Source organism: Marinoscillum furvescens DSM 4134 (assembly GCF_003386095.1).
GTDB classification, from domain to species: Bacteria; Bacteroidota; Bacteroidia; order Cytophagales; family Cyclobacteriaceae; genus Marinoscillum; species Marinoscillum furvescens.
Genome location: NZ_QREG01000006.1, coordinates 68,132 through 89,190, shown reverse-complemented (window position 1 = coordinate 89,190; position 21,059 = coordinate 68,132). Strand labels below are relative to the sequence as shown.

Sequence of the window (21,059 nt, the reverse complement as noted above, 5' to 3'; positions counted from 1 at the left end):
TGAGGTGCCCGTAGCGCCCTGGTCATCGGTGGCTACTGTGGTGAGGTCGTAGCTTCCAGCCGCCACATTGTTCCAGGCAAATGAATAAGGAGCTGTCAGGTCCTCGCCCAGTTTGGTTGCCCCCTGGAAGAATTCCACTTTGCTTACAGTACCATCAGTGTCTGAAGCATCTGCGGAGATCGTGATGTTGTCACCTTCATTGAAACTTGCTCCATTGGCAGGTGAAGTGATGGAAGTTGTAGGAGCGTTGTTGGAAACAGGCGGTGTTCCTGTATAGAGCTCATCAAAGTGGGCAGTAGCCTCTCCATTGTCCTGTAAGTACACACCTGCTTTCCAGTAGCTTGGGAAGCTCCAAAAAGAAACGTCCATGTTCACTTTTTCTACACCTTCATAATCGATGATCAAGCGGCTATTTTCCAGCTTTATATGGCAAGTAAAATATCCACCCGGGTCAGCACCCAGATCGATGTGGGTGGTGTTAGAACCACCATTGTCAGTTTTAATTGCCGCCCAGATGTGGTTGGTTGGTGACTTGGCGTTGTGCTTGTAGATGCGTAGCAGTGGCTTGTTTGGGCCGCTGCCTACATTGGCGTCATCGTGAATCTGCATCACCGTCACCTGATCACAGGTTTGCTGCACAATGTCGATTTTGCCGAATAGCGACTGATCAGCCTGGGTAAGGTCCCAATTGCGTAGATCACGAAGTTCCGTGCGCTGCTTGGAGCCAGACTGGTTAAAGGCTACCTTATCACCATTGACTACATAAAACCAGCTGGATGTGTAGCCGGCTTTAAGTTCGGAGTTGGTGGCTTCCGTGGAACTTGTAGGAGCTTGAAGTTTGCACTCCCCTATAAAATCCTGAAACCTCGGGATGTCATAGGGAGCGTTGTAGGTCTGCGCCTGACTTATAAATCCACAGCAACAAAGCAGCAGAAACGTCAGACATAAGAATAGAAGTTGTTTGTTGTGCCAGCTCGCAGAAGTGGCAATCGTTGGGTAAGTGGTTGGACTGTTCTTCATAGTATTACATTGGTTAATTGATTACTACGTTATGCGCATTATTAAGCAGACATACCTGTTGTAGCATGTCGCCTGTAATGGGCTCAAGACAATCCGCTCTATACAAAAATTGGAAGATCAATTACTGGTGATCTACCAACTGGTCAACCAATATAATTCCAATATTAATAGAAAACAAAGGATAAAATGAATAAATGCTAAAATAGTGATGGCTGTGGTTGTGTATAATGATAAAATAATAATGTAGATACTAAAGAGCAGGAAGGCTTCTACATGATTTTGGTGGGACAACGTCGGGCAATGTAGCCGGGCTTTTTTATCGGTTTATTTCGATGGTTCATGAGGATAATTTACTAGTTTAACGATTCGTTGTATTTTACGTGAATTAGACGATTGTTATGTTTCGAATTTTCACTTTTATTGCACCTGCATTCATGGATGAATCAATGAAGCGATGCATTTTTTCACTTCAAAGTTGTCATCACCATTAAACCATATTTAGCTGAGTTGCTTTCTGAGTTTTGTCTGCTAATCCAGGGATTTTTTATAGGAATTGAAGCTGCTAACGTACGAGCTACTTGCAAATGGGCCTACGGCCTTCTTGATAAAAATATTGAAGAACCACTGGTTGGTTAGGTAGTCCCCCTTTGGTGGTTCTTAGGGGGCGCTGAGGCCCCGGCATTGCCGGGGCCTTTTAGTATTCTCAGCAAATAGCGGAAAGTATTTTTAGGAGAATCATGACTGCTAACACCTGGTAGATTGAACTCCACCCTGACGTAGTATTGACTCATGTGATAAAGCTACTCATACCTTAAGCTAGTGGCCGGATTGGCTCGCGTGACCCGAGAGGTTTGCCAGTAGATAGAGGCAAAGCCTACACCAAACAAAAATCCGATGCTGATCAGCACCTCCAGCAGTCCTACACCTTTGCCATTGGGCAGTAGCATGTAGAGGAAGAGCTTGTCATAAAAGAAATAAGCAAAAGGTACAGCCAGAGCTGCTGAGATGGCAATGAGTCGAGCAAACTCACGGGTGAGCAACACATAGAGGCTGCGGTCTGTGGCTCCCATGATTTTGCGCAGTGCGATTTCTTTGGTTCGGTTTTCGGTAGTGAAACTGACCATGCCCAGCAGACCTAAACACGAAATAGTTACGGCCAGCAGGCTGAGGAAACTGAATATTTTGATTTGTACGGACAGAAAGTAATAGGCTTTTTCGATTTCATCGTCCAGAAATGTAGGGCTAAACCGTACGTTTTGGTCTATGCCCGACCAGCGTTCATCCAGCTCGTCCAGTGTCTGGGTGATATTGGAGGAGCTAACAGACAGTAGCGCATAGTGACTGTTTTCCAACGACCTGCGAAAGAGAATCGGCCGGATGTTTTCATTGAGTGGCTCCATATAAAAGTCTTTGAGAATACCCACCACCTGGCAACGTGTCCCATCGGCAAGTGTGAGGTTGAGGGAATCACCCGGAGTGTTGAACACTGCAATGGATCGAAGGTATTGTTCGTTGACTACCACTTCTTCTACGGTTTGGTTGGCTGCTGCCAGCTGAGAAGTACCCCAGACGGTCTGCATATTCATTTGATCGAAATAGGATTCACCCACAAATACCTGCCGTACCGTCAGGGTGTCGAGCTCGTTGGCGGTGGCCTGTGTTTCCTCACCGATCATAATGCCTGGCAAACTGGACGTGGTAGTAACGGAAGCAATATCCGGATGGCTGGAAAATTCGTTGATGGCGAGTTGTTTGTTGATCCCATTGAAGGGCACCACTAGCACGTTTTCGGAGGTAAATCCATGGTTTTCATTCAAGACATAACTGTACTGCCGGGCAATCACCGCCACCCCGATGATGAAGACCAGTGAGATGAAGAACTGGAAGATGAAAAGTCCTTTTTTGATTCCATTCACCTGGTTTTTGCCTGATTTCATGCTGCCTTTGATGGTTTGCACGGGGTTAAGGCGTGCGAAATATTGTGCTGGGAAGAGGCCTGCCAGTATCCCCACAGTCAGCGCAAAGAGCAAAAAGGCTGTGACTTGCTCGAAGTTTAGGCTAATGTCCAATACCTGGGCTCCGATGACCATTTTTAGAAATTCTGCTTTGATAAACCCAAGCAAGGCCAGTGACAGAACTAATGCCAGCAGCGTCAGGAGCACCGTTTCCACCATAAATTGTGCTTTGATCTGCCCTTTTTCCGCACCTACTACCTTACGAATGCCTATTTCTTTGGCCCGCTTCAGCGCTCTGGCTATGGATAGGTTGGTGTAGTTGAAGATGGCGGGCAGGAGCACGAGGAGTCCTATGAATAGGAAAAACAACATAGATGGCTGGTCCCAGCCGATGCCCAGTGCATTGCTGATGTTCCAGCGGGGCACCACGCCTGTGAGGGGGATGGCCGAAAGCTCGATTTCTGTGTCTGGATGAAATGTAGTGGCTTCATTTGCGATGAGTTGCAGTGCATCGGAGAGTTGTTGTGGAGAGGTCTCTGGCTGCAAAAGGGTGTAAACGTAATTGTCACGATAGGTGAGCCAGTCGGTAGCGGGTGTGTGACCAAGCGCCTCATAAGTAGCATAAGAGGTGAGTGTTTCGAAGAAAAAGTGGGTGTTCTTCGGATTTTCCATAATGGCCGTGACCTGAAAGCGCCCGGTTGTGGTTTCTACGATTTTACCGAGTGCCTCCTCATCGCTAAACAGTTTTTCGGCGGAAGCCTCAGTAAGAACCAGACTATAAGGCTCTCGGAGTGCGGTTTTCGGATCACCGGCGATCAGGTTAAAGCTGAATACCTTAAAAAACGTCTCGTCAGCGAAATAGCCGCGAAATGGGATTTCTGTGCCGTTTTTGAGGATAGCAGGTCTAAAACCGGATTCGATCCGTACGACTTCCTCGATTATGGGAAACTGCTCCTTTAGGTAAGGACCTGCCGCACGAAAGGTAGAGCCAAAGGTCTTCGTATGGCTATCGGTGGTCAGGGTAGTATTGAGCTGATAGATGCGGTCTTTGTGCTCGTGGTGATCGTCCGAGGTGTAGATCGCCACAGAGATCGAGACCGCCAGTAGGCAGACGCACATGCCCAGTGCCAGACCAAAGATATTGATCAGGGTAAAGAGTTTTTGGTTGGAAAAATTGCGAAAAGCGATAATCGCGTAGTTTTTCAGCATGGCCAGGGAGTTTTCACTGTAGTAGGAGGAGTAGTGGGTTTGAGTTTTGCGTTTGCGCAAAGCATACGAAAAGCAAATGGACAACACCTGTCGCCAATACCATCGATTGGCCTTGCCGCGTCCACTGGACTGCACCTGATGAGCATAAAGTTCATCCAGATCGCCCAGAATGTCTTCCATGTTGGCGTTGCCAGACCTCCAATAGAGGAGCTTTCTGGCCAGGGGTGGGGGAGTTGGCTGATTCATCTTAGCGAAAGGTTGATTTTGGCATTGGACCACAGCTCATCGCGGAGCTGTTTCATATTCTGGAGTTCGGTGATGGCGCTATCGGTGAGTTGGAAATAGCGCTTGCGGCGGCCACCACGCTCTTTCGTGGGCGTGCCCATGGAGGAGGTGATGTAGCCTTTTTCTTCCAGGCGCGTGAGGGTGGAGTGCAGTGCGCCGATGCTCAGTTTGCGGTTGGCACGTTCGCTGATGTCGTTGAGTATGGCTACTCCATAGGCCTCATCGGCCAGATTGGCGATGGTGAGTAGTACCAACTCTTCAAATTCTCCTAGATATCCTTTCATGAGCTCATCGTTTTTAGTGTGATGCTAAAGTAAAAGCTATTACTTTCTATTTTTAAGAATATATTACGAGCGGTTACTGATATATGTTTCTGGTTTTAAGAATAAATGTGTGGGAGATGGTTAATTCAAGTAATTGAAACCGTTAGTGCGAGCTAAAACCACTTGGTGCAGGCTTGAGGGGTATTGTCCCGTGGGGGTGGGGTAGCAGGTTTTAAGCAAATGATCAATAGGTAGCACTTCCAGGAATTGCTACCTATTGAGGTTTTATCGTTGAAAATTACTGTGGAGGAAGTCCCATGCTGTTCATCATTTGCTCGAGCTCTTCCTGAGTAGGCATGGGAGGAAGTGGAGGCATTTGTGGTCCGATACCCGCGCAAGGGTCTGAAGCTGGATTGGGTTTACCATGAATTGCATTGATCCAGGTACAGGCCATTTTTCTATATCCCATCACGAGACCGATTCCAGAAGTTGTCAGCTGTATGGAAGGGCTGGGTGAATAACTTTCGTTTAGCGAATATTAGCACCAAGCTCAAAGCACCTGACGAGTGGTTAAGGAACCGACTGAGGTATTGCATCTGGTATGACCGGGGCGCGTAGCCTGGAAGAAACCAGTACGTAAGCGAAAGAACCTGATCCGGTTAGGGATGGACAGAGACAGAGCGTATGCTTATAGCAGAACTAGGATGGGAGGCAGGCTAGGTGCCCCCGGGCGGTAGCCCAAAGCCCCATACTGAGGACGACTATTACATTGTCCAGACTCAGAAGGCGAGGGTACGAATCGATGCTTTCCTATTACCGTAATACGATTCCTGAGATTCAGTGAACGGGGACGCCTAGTCCGCCGTATACCTGCCTTTGCCGGCAGGTAGGCGCTATCGTTCCACCCCGGCCGTACGTACGGTGGTGTGACCGGGCTGGCGCTCCAGAGGCGCACCCCATCAGTTATGACTGGTGGGGCCGTCTACTCGATTAGGGTTATTTTAAAGACTTCAACATTGCATTTCGGTCTGGAAAAATTCGTGACTCATCCAAGAGTTTCTTATTATAAGCTCGTACTTGATCTAAAGTCCTGTCGTCTAAAAGCCAATAAACATCAAGTGATTTGTTGGCTTCCAAATACCTTTCGCATAATGTTGCAAATATTCTGGCTCCATTATAGCGATTGATATTGAATACTATTGGAGTTCCCCTATTTAAGCCGGCGAGGAAACTTTCAACTTCTTGCCTATCCTCATGATAGACCATTCCATAGAATTTGTACTCGATTGGTTTTTCAATTTCAATTCTGTATTGTAATCCCAACTTGAAGTAGGTTGCAAGATCTTCAAAGTACATAATGACATCTGGCTTTTGAAATTGATTAATGCCAAAGTCAATGATTGATCTCATTAACTCTTTATCATTCCCAAATTTGTAGTCATTGAGTTTGAATGTTCCAGTGAATTTAGTTTCGTCATACTTTATATAGACCTCAATTCCATCGACTTGAGGTATTGGGTCGTCTGGAATGCTGTCACGTTCACGAAAGTTAAAATTGCCAAAGAAAGAAGGGGTGTGTTCTGAGGGAATTGTTACAGTTTCAATATGTCTAATGTATAGATTATTTGATTCCAAATACTCCTTCATTCGATCGTCCAGTAAAAGTTCGTTTTGATGTATGATATCATAATCAGATGTGTCCTGAGGATTAGGATTATAATCAATATTTCTCCGCAATTCAGATAAACTCAATGTAATTTCACTCGAGTCTAAGTCAATCGTATATATTGACGGAGTTGCAAAAGAAGGCCAAAGTTCAAATTTGACTTTAAAATTGCTAAACCGCATATTCTGTTGTTCAGAATCACATCCAGTTAATAGAGTAACTAGGAAACATGATAGAAAGACTAGTTTTTTCAACAGCATAATTAACCCTAACAAAGGTGTCTAGCACACTTAGTGCACTATAACCTATTCTATCTGCCCAAATCTAATGGGTTTTTGATTTGATCAAAACCTTTAATAGCTACATGTGTATAAATCTCAGTCGTTTTTGAGCTGGTATGCCCCAGCAAGAGTTGTACATACCGCAGGTCTGTACCTGCTTCTAGAAGATGAGTAGCAAAACTATGCCGAAGCATGTGAGGTGTCACATGCTGTTTGATGCCTGCTAGCTTAGCTGCTTTAAGTATGATCTTGCGGACACTAGAAGAGGAATACGGCATACCTTCTTTTCCCTCAAATAAATATACTTTGGGCCTGTGAGCCAGGTAATACACCCTGGGATCCGTGAGTAAGTGGGTGCTGAGTAGGCTTATTCTGTCTTTGCGGCCTTTGCCCTGTCTCACGGTTACAGTCATTCTGTGGCTGTCAATATCACCAATCTCGAGGTTTAGTAACTCTTGCCTCCTCAGACCTGCAGAGTAGAGCAGGCTGATGATACAGCGATGCTTTACATTGTGTGTACGGTCTATCATTTTCAGCACGTCAGCTTTAGCGAGTACCTTTGGTAGGCTATCCGGTTTTTTAGGCAGGTGTATGGTGTAAAACCGATTGGGCATCTCTTTTACTACTTCATAGTAAAACTTAATAGCATTGAGTGAAAGCTTTATATAAGACTCTGACAATCCTTGCCTGACTAACTGGGCGAGGTAACTCTTAATCTCGTGTTCCCCCACAGACATCAGGTTTCTACCCTTCACTACTTCAGTCATAAATCGCTCAAAGTGACCAATATAAGCCCTGGCCGTGTTTAGTGAATACCTCCTGATCTCCAGCTTCTCTAAAAAATCTTCAGGCACATAACTTGCACCATTTTTCGGTTTACGTTGGCGAAAGCTGTCCACAGATAAAGGCTCATTACCTTTATTGACTGGTTTATTGATGAAAAAGTGGCGCGTGTCGATCCAGGCCACCCCTTTGAATTTCTCAAAAATAGCGTTCAGGTTCTCAGGAGTATTGGCCAGCACCACCATACCATATGCATTACTCCAGCGGGGATTGTCCAGCGTTTTGATCAAGGCCTGTATCACTTTGTCAGGGTAAAATTTTATACCGATCATCCGCTCATTATTAATGACCAGGTGCTTCAAAGTAAGCTGTCGCTGGCTCGTAGTAGACTTCATGCAGGTAAACCAACCGAAAATCAAACAAGTAGGGTGGTTATTAAACGTATAGATACGTAACTATCCGTATATTAATACGAATAATGTTTTCGCTGCCTGGTCATGATCAGGAGACTCTAGACTTGCGCTCATCACTAGTATCTTCAACACCACCTTGGCTCGTGTATCACCATTGTATAGGGGCGAAAGACACCTGAGCTATTTGAAAATTCGGTTGTAAATGGGCGTGAAACGTCAATAAATCCTTCTCTGATGCTTGTAAAAACCGATCGGACGCAGGTGAAAATCAATTTGCTGGCTGAGTTTTCAATTTGGCGGTAGTTAACAGACTGTGGACGCTTGCGGCATAGAAAAGACGCTTGTATGTAGCCTTCTCACGCTTGCAGTGGGCAAATGGTGGTTAGAAGAGCCAGGAGGCTTGCCGGTTAGTACATCCGCCTTTTTTGCCATTCATAAGTATCGATATTTTCGGTGTTCCAATCTGCTAAATCCTTCAGCAAAGCGTCAATTTTTTGCTTGTCCAGCCAGGTGCCGTTTACAAATACACCGCTAATTCTTCTGGTGTTGCTTATCTCATCGAGAGGATTTGCATCCAGCAGAACAAGGTCTGCAAACTTGCCTTCTTCTACAGTACCCACCATTTCGGCTATGCCTAACCACTCTGCAGGGTGTCGCGTAGCGGATATGAGGACTTCTTCGTTGGTTAATCCGGCTTCTGCCAGTAATTGGAGTTCGTCGTGAAGCGCAAATCCGGTCACAACTCCCGAAACTCCAGCATCCGTACCGGACACCATCGGCACACCTGCCTCTTTGAAGGCCACGACAATTTCCTGGTGAAATGCGATCAAGCTATCTAAATAGCCTAAAAATTCCGAACTGGAGTGTTTGTTGTAGTTATTAGAGTTTAGCCATTTGTCTCTAAGTAGCGGGTGAACATACTTCAAGCTTTCCATGGAGCGAATGGAGTCCAGTGATTTTACCTGGTCTCTAATTTTCACGATTGCTATGAGGTTAGGAATAAGCCAGGTGTCATTTTCTTTTGCCATTCTGGCAAAATTCTCAGCATCTTTCGCAGTCTTCGGTTGATTTCTGATTTGTTTCGAAAGCTCTTCGGCGTGAGCCACCAGACCAAAGTGCAGGATAAAGGCATTTTCAGTTTGTCCTTTGAAAACGTCAGGGATATGTCCGACTACTTTTAATCCATGTTTTTGTGCCTCATCAATCGCGGCCTGGTAGGATTCAATAGATAGATGCGAATACACCTTGATGAAATTATAGCCTTCATTTTTAGCACTTCTTACTGCTTGCCGTGCGTCAGCCTCGGTATTGACACTCCCGCTACCATCACCACCATTGATCAATCTGGCAAGTGCCATACGCGGGCCCACTACCTCGCCTTTGGCAATCTCATTTCTTTGACCAAAATGCTCCACACGTGCACTCAATTCAAAAATAGTGGTAACGCCATTGGCGACATGAGGAGTCATGACGTGTTGTGTATTCATAAAGAAAGTGGCACCCTGGGTTGGTTTGTTTGCTCTGAAATTCAAATCAGCATTAGTATGGACATGCATGTCTATCAGTCCAGGAATGAGCCATTTTCCAGTGCCATCTATAGTGAGTGCATTGCTTGGTATGCTATCGTTAATCGAGTAAATGAAATTGTCTTTGATCAGGACATTTGCGTTTTCAATGACATCATTTGCATTGGTCATCGGGATGATGTTCACATTTTTTATCACGTAAGTTTTGTCCTGAGGATCGTTACCCTCATCACGGGTGGTAGACTGTGGGTCGACACAGCTTGAAAGTATTAGGATAGCTAGTAAGGCTAGTGTTTTAGAAAGGGAATTCATAGAGTAGGGTTCGGAGATGAAATGGGTATTAATGGGAGAAGTCATCATTAAGATGTGTGCTTATTGAAAGTACAGCCAAATAAGCTTTTCTGAGTCGGGTTTCAGGTGGTTGCAGCGGCCGTGAGACGGCTGCAGAATGAAAAAGTCGGTTGTAAATGTGTTTTAGACGCTTGCAGCGGCCATAAGACGGCTGCAGAACCGAAAAGTTGGTTGTAAATACGATTTAGACGGTTGCAGCGGCCATAAGACGGCTGCAGAAAGAAAAAGTTGGTTGTAATTACGTTTTAGACGGTTGCAGCGGGCGTAAGACGGCTGCAGAATAAAAAAGTTGGTTGTAAATGTGTTTTAGACGGTTGCAGAAGCCGTAAGACGGCTGCAGAACCGAAAAGTCGGTTGTAAATGTGTTTTAGACGCTTGCAGAATGAAAAAGACGGTTGTAAGTGGTCATCAGACGCTGGCAACAATGAACTATTATCAGCCAATTATGTCCATATCAAGCTGCCGGCCCTCATCAAAGGCTTTTTTGTCCATGCCTGTACCTATGGCTATTCCGATAGCCAAGCCAATGGGCATTCCAGTGCCTATAAAAGCCATGTTTCCAAAGCTAAGGCCAAAAGCTACGCCCATTGGAATGCCAAAAGCGGCCATGCCTACCGCCAGCCAAACGTTGCGGTAGTGGTTTTTAGTTACCAGCTTCAGTTCTTTTTCCAGTAGTTTTAAAATGATGGTTTGGGTCTGTTTGATTTGTTTCTGCAACACTTTCTCATTTTCCATCGCCTGGTGCACCTGGTCGATGCCCGCATTGATTATTTCGATTACCTGTTCTGGTAACTCCTTTGTCCTGAGCTCTTTCAGTAGTTGATCAAATTGACTGTAGGTTTTCTGAAGTTTTTTGTTTGACGCTAAGGTCGAGCTGTTTTTTAGTGCTTTAATTTCCATGAGCAAGGCGATTTGGTGGCGAAGGATGTGAATAGTTTCTTTAGGAATGCCAAATTAATGAAATTAGGTTTTGAAAGGTCCAAGCCATGGTGCCTTTAGGGTTTTGATGCTTGTCATTAACGCGCGGGTACTTCCTTTTTTAGTAAGGATTTTCCATAGCTTAAGCCTTAGTGGCCATTGCCACCGGGCAGGACGCACAGCGGTCATGTGTTCGCTGATCATCACGGGGGTCAGCAGTGCCATAGCCAGTAGGTGTCCGGCGGGTAGGGTGAGTGGGAAAAGCATGAGCACCCATCCAGAGCCGACACACCAGCCTCCGTGGCTCAGTCCATAGTAGAGGGTCTCACGACTGGCCGCAGGTCCGAAAGTAGGTATAGCCGGATGGTGATGGCTTTTGTTGAGGCAGTATTGCTTCCAGGGCGTACACTGCCAGACTAGCGCTACGATTCCGAAAAGTACTGCCAGCGAAACGGATTGAAAACCACTCAGCAGCGGGCTGAAGTAATACAGCACCCATCCCAGTCCTGCCCATGGGCAGAGGTACCCCATCGTAAAAAGCACCATGAGTTCTACACGTCTGCGCTTAAGGCTGCGTGCATAGATGAGCTCCAGGTGGGGAATAAGTTTTGGGAGCATCATGGCAGCTACCATGAGTATCCATCCGGCTAGCGGACCGGAAGGTGTCAGCGCCGGACCTGTGCTACTCAGTGCAGTGTTCGATTTATAGGTAGTACCCAGACAAATGCTCATGCTGTCTGTAGGGCTGTGGGGCCAAAGAAGTGCTGCCCAGCAAAATCCACTGATAAAAAAGACCGCCACGCTGATGGCGTGGCGGCCGTTGAGTTGTCTGATCATTGCTGCTGCTCGCGGTATACGCTTATTTTACCAACAGTGATGGATTCATTCTCCGGGATGTTGTTCGGAATCACAGTCACATCCAGTGCATCTGCATCAAACTCCTCATCCAGATGCAACTCATCGATGATGTGGGTGATCTCCAGATTCAAAGTGAGCCCTGAGCCGCCATGGTGACCACCCTCTGCTGAGGCTTCCATCAGCCCAAAGAGCGACACGTGCCCAGCCAGTTTTTGGTTTACTGATACGGTAAGGATGTTGGCATCCAGTGTGCCGGTCACATGCTCTAGCTGTAAGTATACCTTGTCGGGGATGTTGAGGGCCGAAGCTTTCAGAAAACCTTCGTTTACTTTCTTTTTGGCGCTGCTGTCTAGTTTTACAGTGGTCTGTAGTCCAGATCCACCCAGGCTAAGCGGCTTGTCGTGAGCCCCAATGAGTTCCGCATTTTTACCTAAAGCCATGTTTTGTGCTGTTAAGCTGTCTGTAGGCGATACCCCGAGCTTTTGTAGTCTGCGGGCAACTGCCTTTTCTAAGGTAACGCTTTTTAGCGTGGAAAGGTCCTCATAAGTGTAATTGAGTTTGCTTAAGTCGCTAACATCCTCCGGTGTGAAGTTCCACGTGCTGCCATCTGGCATGGGCATGGCAAATTCTCGCTCGCCTACCGCTGCAGGGCCTTTGAGCCAGTTGGCGTCTGTCGGATTGGTGTTGCCGTTGGCATTCCACGAAGCCCACATGCGGTCGATGTTGGCATGGTGCAGGTAAAACACCGGATCCAAAGCCGCCAGTCCGGGATAAGCCATCAGACCGGGGCTGTTCCCTTTTATACCCCCGACGAGCGTGTGGACGGTGTTGTGAGGGTTGCTTTCCAGGTTGCCACTGGGGTGAGTACCCCCATGCCAAAATCCTGTGTCGGGCCCGCCGTATCCTGGTGACTGGGTATTGGCATTGCTGCCGGTGTAGAGCGTGTTTTTTTGGTTTTGCTGAGAAACTTTGGTGGTGTCCACATACACATTTCCGTCATTGTTGGGCCCGTAGCGAGCCACCACATAGAGTGGATTTGGAGTGCTGTCGGGTAAGGTTTTTTCCATAAATGCAGGCGGGATCTTATACTGATCATCTGGCCCGAAATAGTTCCAGTAGGGCATGGACCAGTTTTCGGGGCCACCCAAATCGATGATGGCCTGCCGCACCTGAGCTTCTATGGCGATGAGGTAGCCTCGGTGCCACGGAGGGAAAAACCAGCTTTGGTGCTGGCATTGCTTCCAAAAAGTGTCTTGCAAGCTTTTGCTAGGCAGTGGAGTGGTGGGTACGCTCGGGGGCGAAAGGATGTTACTCCAAAAGTACATTGAGGGGATGTCTGGATCCAGTGCTTTTAGATATACTCCGTGGATGGCTCCAAAAAACCACCAACTGTTGGGGTCGTCTAATGATCTGGACTGCAAGACACCTACGCCTTTTGCGTACCACAAAAGGTCCGGGTTGTCAAAAGTGCCTCCCTGATTCCAGGCATTTTTTCGAGTGAAGTTAGGCATGGTATTACGTGTTTAATTGGTTACTGGTGAATGGGGTCGTTAGACCGTTTTGGGTCAAAGTAGGAAATTAATTGATCCGATCCAATTCAAACCGTTACAATTAAACAGAAAATACTACTTAACTCTTGCAGGTGGGTGTACAACAGGAGGTAAGATGTTTCTATTTATGCGATAAATTGAATTTAAAGGTGTTTTTATGGTCTTTTTTTGAGGTTGTGAATAGGTGGTCTCGTTGCTTTGTTTTGGTCGTAGTACGGCGGCATTTTGGAAAAGTTGGATGTAATTTCCGTAAGTTGGTTGTAAGCAGCCATTAGACGCCAGCAGAAACCGTAAGACGGTTGCAGTATGGAAAAGTTGGCTGCAGAATGGAAAAGACGGTTGTAAATGCGTTTTAGACGCTTGCAGCGGCCATAAGTTGGCTGCAGAATGAAAAAGTTGGTTGTAAGCGGTCATCAGACGCCTGTAGAATGAAAAAGTCGGTTGTAAATGCGTTTTAGACGCTTGCAGCGGCCATAAGTTGGCTGCAGAATGAAAAAGTTGGTTGTAAGTGGCCGTAAGACTGCTGCAGAATGAAAAAGACGGTTGTAAATGCGTTTTAGATGCTTGCAGCGGCCATAAGTTGGCTGCAGAATGAAAAAGTTGGTTGTAAGCGGTCATCAGACGCCTGTAGAATGAAAAAGTCGGTTGTAAATGCGTTTTAGACGCTTGCAGCGGCCATAAGTTGGCTGCAGAATCAAAAAGTTGGTTGTAAGTGGCCGTAAGACGGCTGCAGAATGAAAAAGACGGTTGTAAATGCGTTTTAGACGCCTGCAGCGGCCATAAGTTGGCTGCAGAATCAAAAAGTTGGTTGTAAGTGGTCGTAAGACGGCTGCAGGGCCGAAAAGTTGGTTGTAAGTACGTTTTAGATGCTTGTAAGCGGGTGCAAGCCCCTGGTAAAGAGCAAAACCAACCCCCTGATGACTCCTTTTTCCAATTTGATCATCAATACCTCCGGAAGTATCCGTCCGCTGGCTGGGGGCTGGTTTCTATGAACAGTTTCTTATGGTTTGATCAGTTTGTAGATACTGCGCTCCTCGCCGTGCATGACATGCAGCAGGTAGAGACCGCTGCTCAGACTGGAGACATCCCAGGTTTGGAGTCCTCCAGTTTGGCTGCCGCCAAATTCCTGCATCAGCTGCCCTGCCTGATTGTAAAGCCGTAGCGCTACACTAGCCTCCTCAGGGAGGTTGATGTGTAGGTGGTTGGTCATCGGGTTTGGTCCCAGTTGGATCTTTGGTGTCAGCACCTTACTACTTCCTGATCGTGCCGTAGGTAAGCCGTCCAGATAGGGGCGGTAAGTGTTCGAAAACTCATAACCGTAGTTAATGTCCCAGTTAATAGACCAGGTCATTAGTCCGCGGAATCCCGCGTAGCCAGCTGAATTGATCAGGGTATAATTTCCTCCGAAAGACTGCCCTTTGATCAGGTAATCCAGTGCCTGGATCACGGTACCAGTTGCCGTATAGCCACCACCTGCAGCGGAAGGGGATGCGGGCAGCCCTATAGCGATCTGATCTTGACGGAAAGCCGGGAAACTCGTTGGGTTGCCTGCCACAGAGAAGCCCTGCATTAGCATTTCGCCCATAGCTACATGAAAGTCTGCTGTACCTTGTGAGTAGCATTGGTCGTCCAGCCCGAGCATGCAGCCGGTGTTGTAATGCTGCACATGGAGTAGGTCCAGTCGGTTGTGGTAGTGATACAACACTGGCAGGTAGGCCCCAAAAATACCACCGTAGGTAGAGTAGCCGCCTTGCACGTAGGCCGTCTCGGGAGCAGCAGTCAGGACAAAGTCCGAACCGAAATTGGCCAGAACGGCATCCATACCCTGAATGAAGTGCACCACGCGAGGGGAGACCGGGTTTCGAAAATCCGTGTCCCCGCCGGCCAGTGAGAGTGAGCTGCCTTCCAGGTCGATATCCAGCCCATCAAAGCCATATTCGTTGATGATGCTCGTCATGGTGGTGCTGAAGCTTTGTGCGTCCTGGCTGTTGTCCAGATGGATGGTGCCATTGGCGCCACCGATCGAGATGAGCACTTTCTTACCCTGGCTTTGTAAGTAAGCCACATCATTTTTAAACTCCTGTGTAGAGCTGTAGATCGCATTGTCAGGTGTAAAGGCCATGGTAGCTCCGCCTTGAGTTGTGGGTTCTGCGAAAGCAATGTTGATCACGTCCCATTTCGGTGATACATCGCGGAGCTTCACCACACCAGAGCCATTGTCGAAGTTGTGCCAGTAGCCGACCAGCACTCGATCGGGCAGTCCGGGGTTTGGTGTGCCACCGCTGGAGACGGATACATATACGGTTGTAGAGGTGGTTGTAGCGCCTTCATTGTCGGTAGCTACGGCTGTGAGTGCATGGCTGCCGTTCGGAGCGCCCGACCAGCTGTAGGCATAGGGCGCAGACGTATCTTCACCCAGTAAGGTGCCATCTTCATAAAAAGATACTTTGCTTACCGTGCCATCCGCATCGGAGGCATCCGCCGAAATATTGATGGTAGCACCGGGGCTAAAGGTGGTATTATTAGCAGGGCTAGTGATTGAAACCGTAGGGGCAGAATTGCCACCTCCGCCTCCGGAACCTCCTCCGCACTCTGAGACAAACGTCCAGGCATCTTGCCAGTGTGAACCTGTGCCGGGAGCATAGGCCGCCGCACCGCCATCGCACCATCCCGAGTTGGGCCACTCACGGCACTGGTAGATATTGCCAACGTTTTGTACCTGGCTGCCCGCGTCATAGCCTCCGGCCTCCACATACTGCGGGGTACCGTTGCAGTCACCCGATGGGGGGTTGGTTACGGTGATGGTTATTGCTGAAGAGGTAGTGGTGGCTCCCTCATTATCCGTCACCCTGACGGTGAGCTGATGGCTGCCAGCAGCAGCCCCAGACCAGCTAAAGCTGTACGGGCTGCTGGCATCCTGGCCAATCACACTGCCATTGGCTAAAAACTCCACGTTGGTCACACTGCCATCCGCATCAGAGGCATTCGCCGAAATGGAGATCACATTGCCAGAATTGAAAGAAGCGCCATCTGCGGGACTGGTAATGCTGCCATTTGGAGGGGTGTTGGTAGTGCCTCCTCCGCCACCGCCACCGGAGCAGTTGCCGAGGACCTTCCAGACGTCCCATTGAGCAGAGTTGCTGGCGGGGTTTTCATTTTGGGTCCACCATTTGGCCTCATAGGCAATGTCTTGATGTTGTACTTGATCACCGCCATTGTAGACCGCACTGGAGGACCATGTGGGTAGGTTGGTGCAGTCGGTTTGCGCATACAAGGCGAAGGTGGTGAGTAAAAAAAAGGTAATGAAAAGCAGCTGTTGGAGCCGCGAGGTTAAGTTGAGGTAAATCATAGTGTTTGTGGTTTCATGGTAGGATAGGGATTAAAAGCGTGCTGCGGGCTCTTAAAATTTTAAGAGCCCGACGAGCATAGCTTATGTTAGTTGGTTAGTGTTTGATTACTTTTTGAATCAAGGTTTGCCCATTGATCACCAGGTGGCTGAAGTAGATGCCAGCAGGCAGGTCAGCAGCATTGATGGTGTGATGGTACAAGCCCTTGCCCAGTATTCCGGGTGAGGATTCCAGCATAAGCTGTCCAGCGGTATTGTAGATGCGAATGCTTGGTACACTTTGCTGGGTCATTTCCAAATCGAAAGTCAGATGATCGCTAAACGGATTCGGATAGGCTTTGATCACTTGCGGTTTAGCCGCAAAGGAGCCATTGACCATGCGAGAAGTGCAAGTTCCCAGGTTTTCCCATACATCCCACTGCGCAGAGTTGGTTTCCGGGTTTTCATTTTGCGTCCACCATTTTGCGCGGTAGCGTACGCTATTGTATTGAACCTCATCACCGCCATTGTAGGTGGCAGAGGCAGACCACTCAGGAGCAGTACATACCATTGCCGAAGCGGAGACAGTCACCTGATCAGTGGCTGTGTTGGCGTCATTGTCAGTTGCAGTGGCCGTGATGGTGTAGCTGCCATCAGTCGCCGGTGTCCAGCTGGCGGTATAGGTGCTGCCCGAGGCAGTTGCTGTCAAGTTCTGGCCATCCACATTAAATACCACCGAGCTCACTGATCCATCGTCCGACGCTGTAGCAGTCAGCGTGATTGCCGTACCGGTTTGTACTTGTGCACCGTTTGTAGGTGATGTGATGTTTACCGACGGGTCACCTGTCGGGGGGCAGCTCGAAGGAGCGGCCTGATAGATAGCATTGAGTAATGAAAGTGATACGTTGTTGGTGATGTCCTGAGAGATCTCCCAAATCATTACTCCACCAGCACCGCGTGTCTCCGCGAGATTCGTTTTCTGCCGAATGGTGGTGATGCCATTGTAATAGTCGCCGTTGTAGGTATCTGCATAGGGATCAGCACCTTCACTTACCAGCGTAGCATAGGATTTCCAGCTAGGTCTGGCATAGAAAGGCACCCCGAGGATCGCCTTGTGAGCAGGAAGCCCACGGCCGAGCCAGTAATCCAGCGATGTTACTGCATAGCTGTAAGGTGAGTGGGTAGACCCACTGCCACCATCATAGGCCATCAGGTTGAGAAAGTCTACCTCTGCGAATACACCGTCGAGGATACCGTCTGCATAGTATCCGTGTGCGGCTACTGCTGCTGTCAGGAGCAGGCCATTGGCACGCATCGTTTGTCCGAGTACTTGCATCATGGCCAGGTAGTCTTGCGGAGTGTTGCCCTCACGAGGGTACTCCCAGTCCATATCCACACCGTCCAGGTTGTACTGGTTACAGAGTGCCAGTAGATTGTCCGCGAAATTTTGCCTGCCGGAAGGCGTAGAAGCCATGCTTTCAAAGTCTGCATTGTTAAGGTCAGACCATCCACCTACTGCGATCATCACTTTTACGCCCTGAGCGTGAGCCTGACTCACAATGGATTGTAGCTTGGCGGGCTGCTCCACCGCGGTAAGTCCACCGGATGCTGTGGGTCGGATGAAGGCATAGATGATGTGAGTGAGTTTATCGTACTGGATGTCATTGGCTGATCCACTCCAAGACGGCTGATAGCCTACAATATGAAAGCTGGATGTACAACCTCCACCCCCACCGGAGCTCGTCACACTAATGCTCACTGTAGTAGAAGATCCGGTAGCGCCTGCATTGTCAGTGGCCACAGCAGAGAGTGAATGGCTACCTACTGATGCACCGTTCCAGGTATAGCTGTAAGGAGCGCTAGTGTCTTCACCTAAAAGGGTGCCATTGGCATAGAAGGCCACTTTGGTTACTGTGCCGTCTGCATCTGAGGCACTTGCGTCTATGGTGATTGCCGAGCCTTCTGTATAGCTGGAGCCAGCTGCCGGGCTTGTGATGCTAGCAGTAGGCGCCTGATTGCCTGTGCTATTTACGGTGATGTTGACAGCCGCAGAGGTGGTCGTTGCGTTTTGATCATCCGTTGCGATGGCCGTGAGCGCATGACTGCCAACAGATGCTCCACTCCAGTCGTAGCTATAGGGTGCGCTGGTGTCTTCACCAAGCAATGTGCCGTCTGCATAAAAGGCCACTTTGGCTATCGTGCCATCGCTATCTGAGGCATTTGCGCTGATAGAGATCGTAGTGCCTTCATCGAAGCTGGCATTGTCTGCTGGTGAGCTGATGCTCACTGTGGGAGCAGCATTGCTACCACCACCGCTACATTCTTGTACGTAGGTCCAGGCATCTTGCCAGTGAGCTCCGACTCCCGGTTCGTAAGCCCATGCTGCGCCATTACACCATCCATTGTATGGATATTCTTTACACTGGTAGAGTCCTCCAGCATTCTGCACCTGGCTTCCAGCGTCATAGCCACCATTTTCGACGTATTGTGGGGCGGCGCAGCCAGATCCACCGCCTCCTCCTGAGGTAGTTACTGAAATTGCAATAGAGATTTCTGCTGTAGCATTTTGATCATCAAAAGCTTTTGCGCTAAGCGTATAACTACCCGCGGTTGCCGCATTCCATACTGCACTATAGGGTGTGGAAGTGTCTGTGCTTAATAGTGTGGTACCTTCGTAGAACTCTACTTTCGATATACTTCCATCCGAATCTGATGCGGAAGCTTCTATCGTCACGGAAGTGCCTTCGGTAACGCTGCTGCCATCTGCCGGGCTGGTGATGCTCACCGTTGGAGCCTGGTTTTGGGCCTGTCCCACAGTGATGTTTACCCCAGTAGAAAATGCTGTGGCACCACCATCGTCCGTGGCTTTGGATTGCAAAGTGTAGCTGCCCTGAGCCACATTGGTCCAGGTATAGCTGTACGGAGCAGTGTTGTCGGTCCCAAGGAGGGTGCTGCCTGCGTAAAAGGCTACTTCCGTTACGGAGCCATCACTATCGCTGGCAGATGCAGTTAAGGTGATGTTGTCACCTGGTGTGAAGCTGCTGCCGTTTGCCGGTGCCGTAAGCGAAGTAGTAGGAGAGGCGTTGCCTCCCGTTCCACCCGCTGCGAAGCGCTCGTTCACGGTATTGATCAGTGGTGATTGCACGTTGCTCCAACGCTTCAGTTTGGTGCCGTAGTTAGTTGCCGTTCCACTGATTTCCAGATCGCCATATACGGTCCAGACGATCGTTCCTGCCAGGTTATTGTTTACAATGTAGTCTGCCTTTAGGGCGATAGATTGCTCGTCATCATAGCTGAGGAAATAGTTGTCCTTTACGAGGTAGGGTACTTTGGCTTCATCATCCCAGAGGCGAGTCCAGCCAGATCCTGCTCCAAGCGCCTGGTCTTTGATGTAGTAATGGTTAGGAGTGCCATCGTATACATCCCGTGGCCAGTTGGTAAAATCGGCGCAGGTGGTAATCGGTCCATCGGGTTGTACTGTCTCTTGACGCTTTACGGTAGGCGCATTGAGTGCGGCCGGTCCGTCGGTAATGACGCCTCGTCCATAAAAAGGGATTCCAAAGTTTACTTTCGAAGGAGAGACCCCTAGCGAAAGTAAGCCGTTGAGTGTCGACTGCCAGTTGAATGTAGGAGCTTCAGCGCCTGTATAGGGGTAAATAGGTGCGTTATGCCCTGCGATGTTGGACCAGCCCCCATTGAAGTCATAGGTCATCATGTTGAAGTAATCCATGTTGGCAGATAGTGTCGCCCAATCGAAACCTTGGAGTTTTGCAGGATCAGCAGAAAATGCTGAGGTGATGAGTTTGTCGGGCCCAATAGCTGCTCGAATTTCCTGTACGAGTGTGAGGAAATTGGCAAAGTCTGCCTGCGTACCGGTAAAGTTCATACCTGCATGGCCAGGATACTCCCAGTCCAGGTCTATACCATCAAAGCCCGTGTTGATCAGGGTTTGGCAGTCAGCCACGAATTTGGCTCTTTTTACAGGGTCTGCGGCCATCTCTGGGAAGTGCTTACACATACTCCACCCTCCGATGGAGGCCATTACTTTTACACCATTTTGGTGAGCGAGTTCCAGAAGACCCGGAGCACCTGTTTCCTTATGCAAGGGAACAGGCAAGTCTCCAGAAAGTCCCCAGGTAGGTTGCTCCCAGCTATTGCCGCCTACCTGCACCACAAATCCTTGTGCTGCACAGCGATCGGCGGCCTCCTGATTGATATACTGGATCGGTTCGATCTCCCCGAAAAGCAGATGCATGTCCCAGCTACTATAGATATCGGTGTAGAAAATGTCTCCGGGTTCCTGCACCGCAGCGGGTTGGTAGATGTTTTTGTTGCGAAGGTCCCCACTGTGCAGTGATCCATCTTTTGCTACACCAAAGAAGGAGTAGTTGAGGATGGTGTACTTGGAGTAGTCAATGTTGAGATGAGTGAGAGCTCCCTGAGCAGGGAGACCTGCATTGGCGGCTTTCCACGCGTCCCAGTTGGTGATGTAGCCTACTACTTGCTTGGTGTGGTTGGATGTGGTGGCTGAGCCGCCTGTGTTTACCTGAGCCATGCTCAGCAATCCCCAGGACATGGCAATGCCAAAGCAGAGCGCCCTTAGCAGGCTTCTGCAATTACAATAAAATAGATTCATGGTAGCTTTTAGTTTTGGTT

Annotated in this window: 13 protein-coding genes; 1 reads left to right on the top strand and 12 read right to left on the bottom strand. The window is 48.5% G+C overall.

What is annotated here, in order from left to right:
- From C7460_RS23710 to C7460_RS23705, 4 genes are all read right to left on the bottom strand, one after another.
- Positions 1–1,020: polysaccharide lyase family 7 protein (locus C7460_RS23710; protein WP_185148292.1), on the bottom strand; the 1,020-nt coding region annotated here is incomplete at its 3' end.
- Positions 1,021–1,820: 800 nt separating this feature from the next.
- Positions 1,821–4,430 carry an ABC transporter permease gene (locus tag C7460_RS08445; RefSeq protein ID WP_115867658.1) on the bottom strand — a complete coding sequence of 870 codons (2,610 nt, stop codon included), beginning with the start codon at positions 4,428–4,430 and terminating at the stop codon, positions 1,821–1,823.
- Positions 4,427–4,753 (bottom strand): PadR family transcriptional regulator, encoded by a 327-nt coding sequence (locus tag C7460_RS08440; RefSeq protein ID WP_115867657.1) that lies wholly within the window; start codon positions 4,751–4,753, stop codon positions 4,427–4,429. The genes C7460_RS08445 and C7460_RS08440 overlap by 4 nt, the downstream gene beginning before the upstream one ends.
- A gap of 277 nt (positions 4,754–5,030) precedes the next feature.
- Positions 5,031–5,201, bottom strand: a complete 171-nt coding sequence (locus C7460_RS23705) for a hypothetical protein (RefSeq protein WP_170147940.1) — start codon at positions 5,199–5,201, stop codon at positions 5,031–5,033.
- Positions 5,202–5,245: 44 nt separating this feature from the next.
- Here C7460_RS23705 and C7460_RS24275 point away from each other — a divergent pair, with 44 nt between their 5' ends.
- On the top strand, positions 5,246–5,350 hold the full coding sequence (locus C7460_RS24275) for a hypothetical protein (protein ID WP_245986269.1): 105 nt from the start codon (positions 5,246–5,248) through the stop codon (positions 5,348–5,350).
- A 378-nt stretch (positions 5,351–5,728) separates the two neighbouring features.
- Here C7460_RS24275 and C7460_RS08430 read toward each other — a convergent pair whose 3' ends face one another.
- The 8 genes from C7460_RS08430 to C7460_RS08395 form a co-directional block, all read right to left on the bottom strand.
- A complete protein-coding gene (locus C7460_RS08430) occupies positions 5,729–6,652 on the bottom strand; it encodes a hypothetical protein (protein WP_221409483.1) in 924 nt (307 codons plus the stop codon).
- 56 nt (positions 6,653–6,708) lie between these two features.
- The gene (locus C7460_RS08425; RefSeq protein WP_221409482.1) at positions 6,709–7,857 is read right to left on the bottom strand and encodes a tyrosine-type recombinase/integrase; all 1,149 of its coding nucleotides are present in this window, start codon (positions 7,855–7,857) and stop codon (positions 6,709–6,711) included.
- A gap of 425 nt (positions 7,858–8,282) precedes the next feature.
- A complete protein-coding gene (locus C7460_RS08420) occupies positions 8,283–9,761 on the bottom strand; it encodes an amidohydrolase family protein (protein WP_221409481.1) in 1,479 nt (492 codons plus the stop codon).
- A gap of 426 nt (positions 9,762–10,187) precedes the next feature.
- Entirely contained in the window at positions 10,188–10,652 is a 465-nt protein-coding gene (locus C7460_RS08415) for a hypothetical protein (protein WP_221409480.1), read from the bottom strand.
- 63 nt (positions 10,653–10,715) lie between these two features.
- Positions 10,716–11,507 (bottom strand): DUF2182 domain-containing protein, encoded by a 792-nt coding sequence (locus C7460_RS08410; RefSeq protein ID WP_115867654.1) that lies wholly within the window; start codon positions 11,505–11,507, stop codon positions 10,716–10,718.
- The gene (locus C7460_RS08405; protein WP_115867653.1) at positions 11,504–13,039 is read right to left on the bottom strand and encodes a tyrosinase family protein; all 1,536 of its coding nucleotides are present in this window, start codon (positions 13,037–13,039) and stop codon (positions 11,504–11,506) included. Before C7460_RS08405 ends, C7460_RS08410 begins: the two co-directional genes overlap by 4 nt.
- 1,039 nt (positions 13,040–14,078) lie before the next feature.
- Positions 14,079–16,427 carry an Ig-like domain-containing protein gene (locus C7460_RS08400; protein WP_115867652.1) on the bottom strand — a complete coding sequence of 783 codons (2,349 nt, stop codon included), beginning with the start codon at positions 16,425–16,427 and terminating at the stop codon, positions 14,079–14,081.
- 94 nt (positions 16,428–16,521) lie between these two features.
- Positions 16,522–21,039 carry a glycosyl hydrolase family 18 protein gene (locus C7460_RS08395; RefSeq protein ID WP_115867651.1) on the bottom strand — a complete coding sequence of 1,506 codons (4,518 nt, stop codon included), beginning with the start codon at positions 21,037–21,039 and terminating at the stop codon, positions 16,522–16,524.
- Between the last annotated feature and the right edge of the window lie 20 nt (positions 21,040–21,059).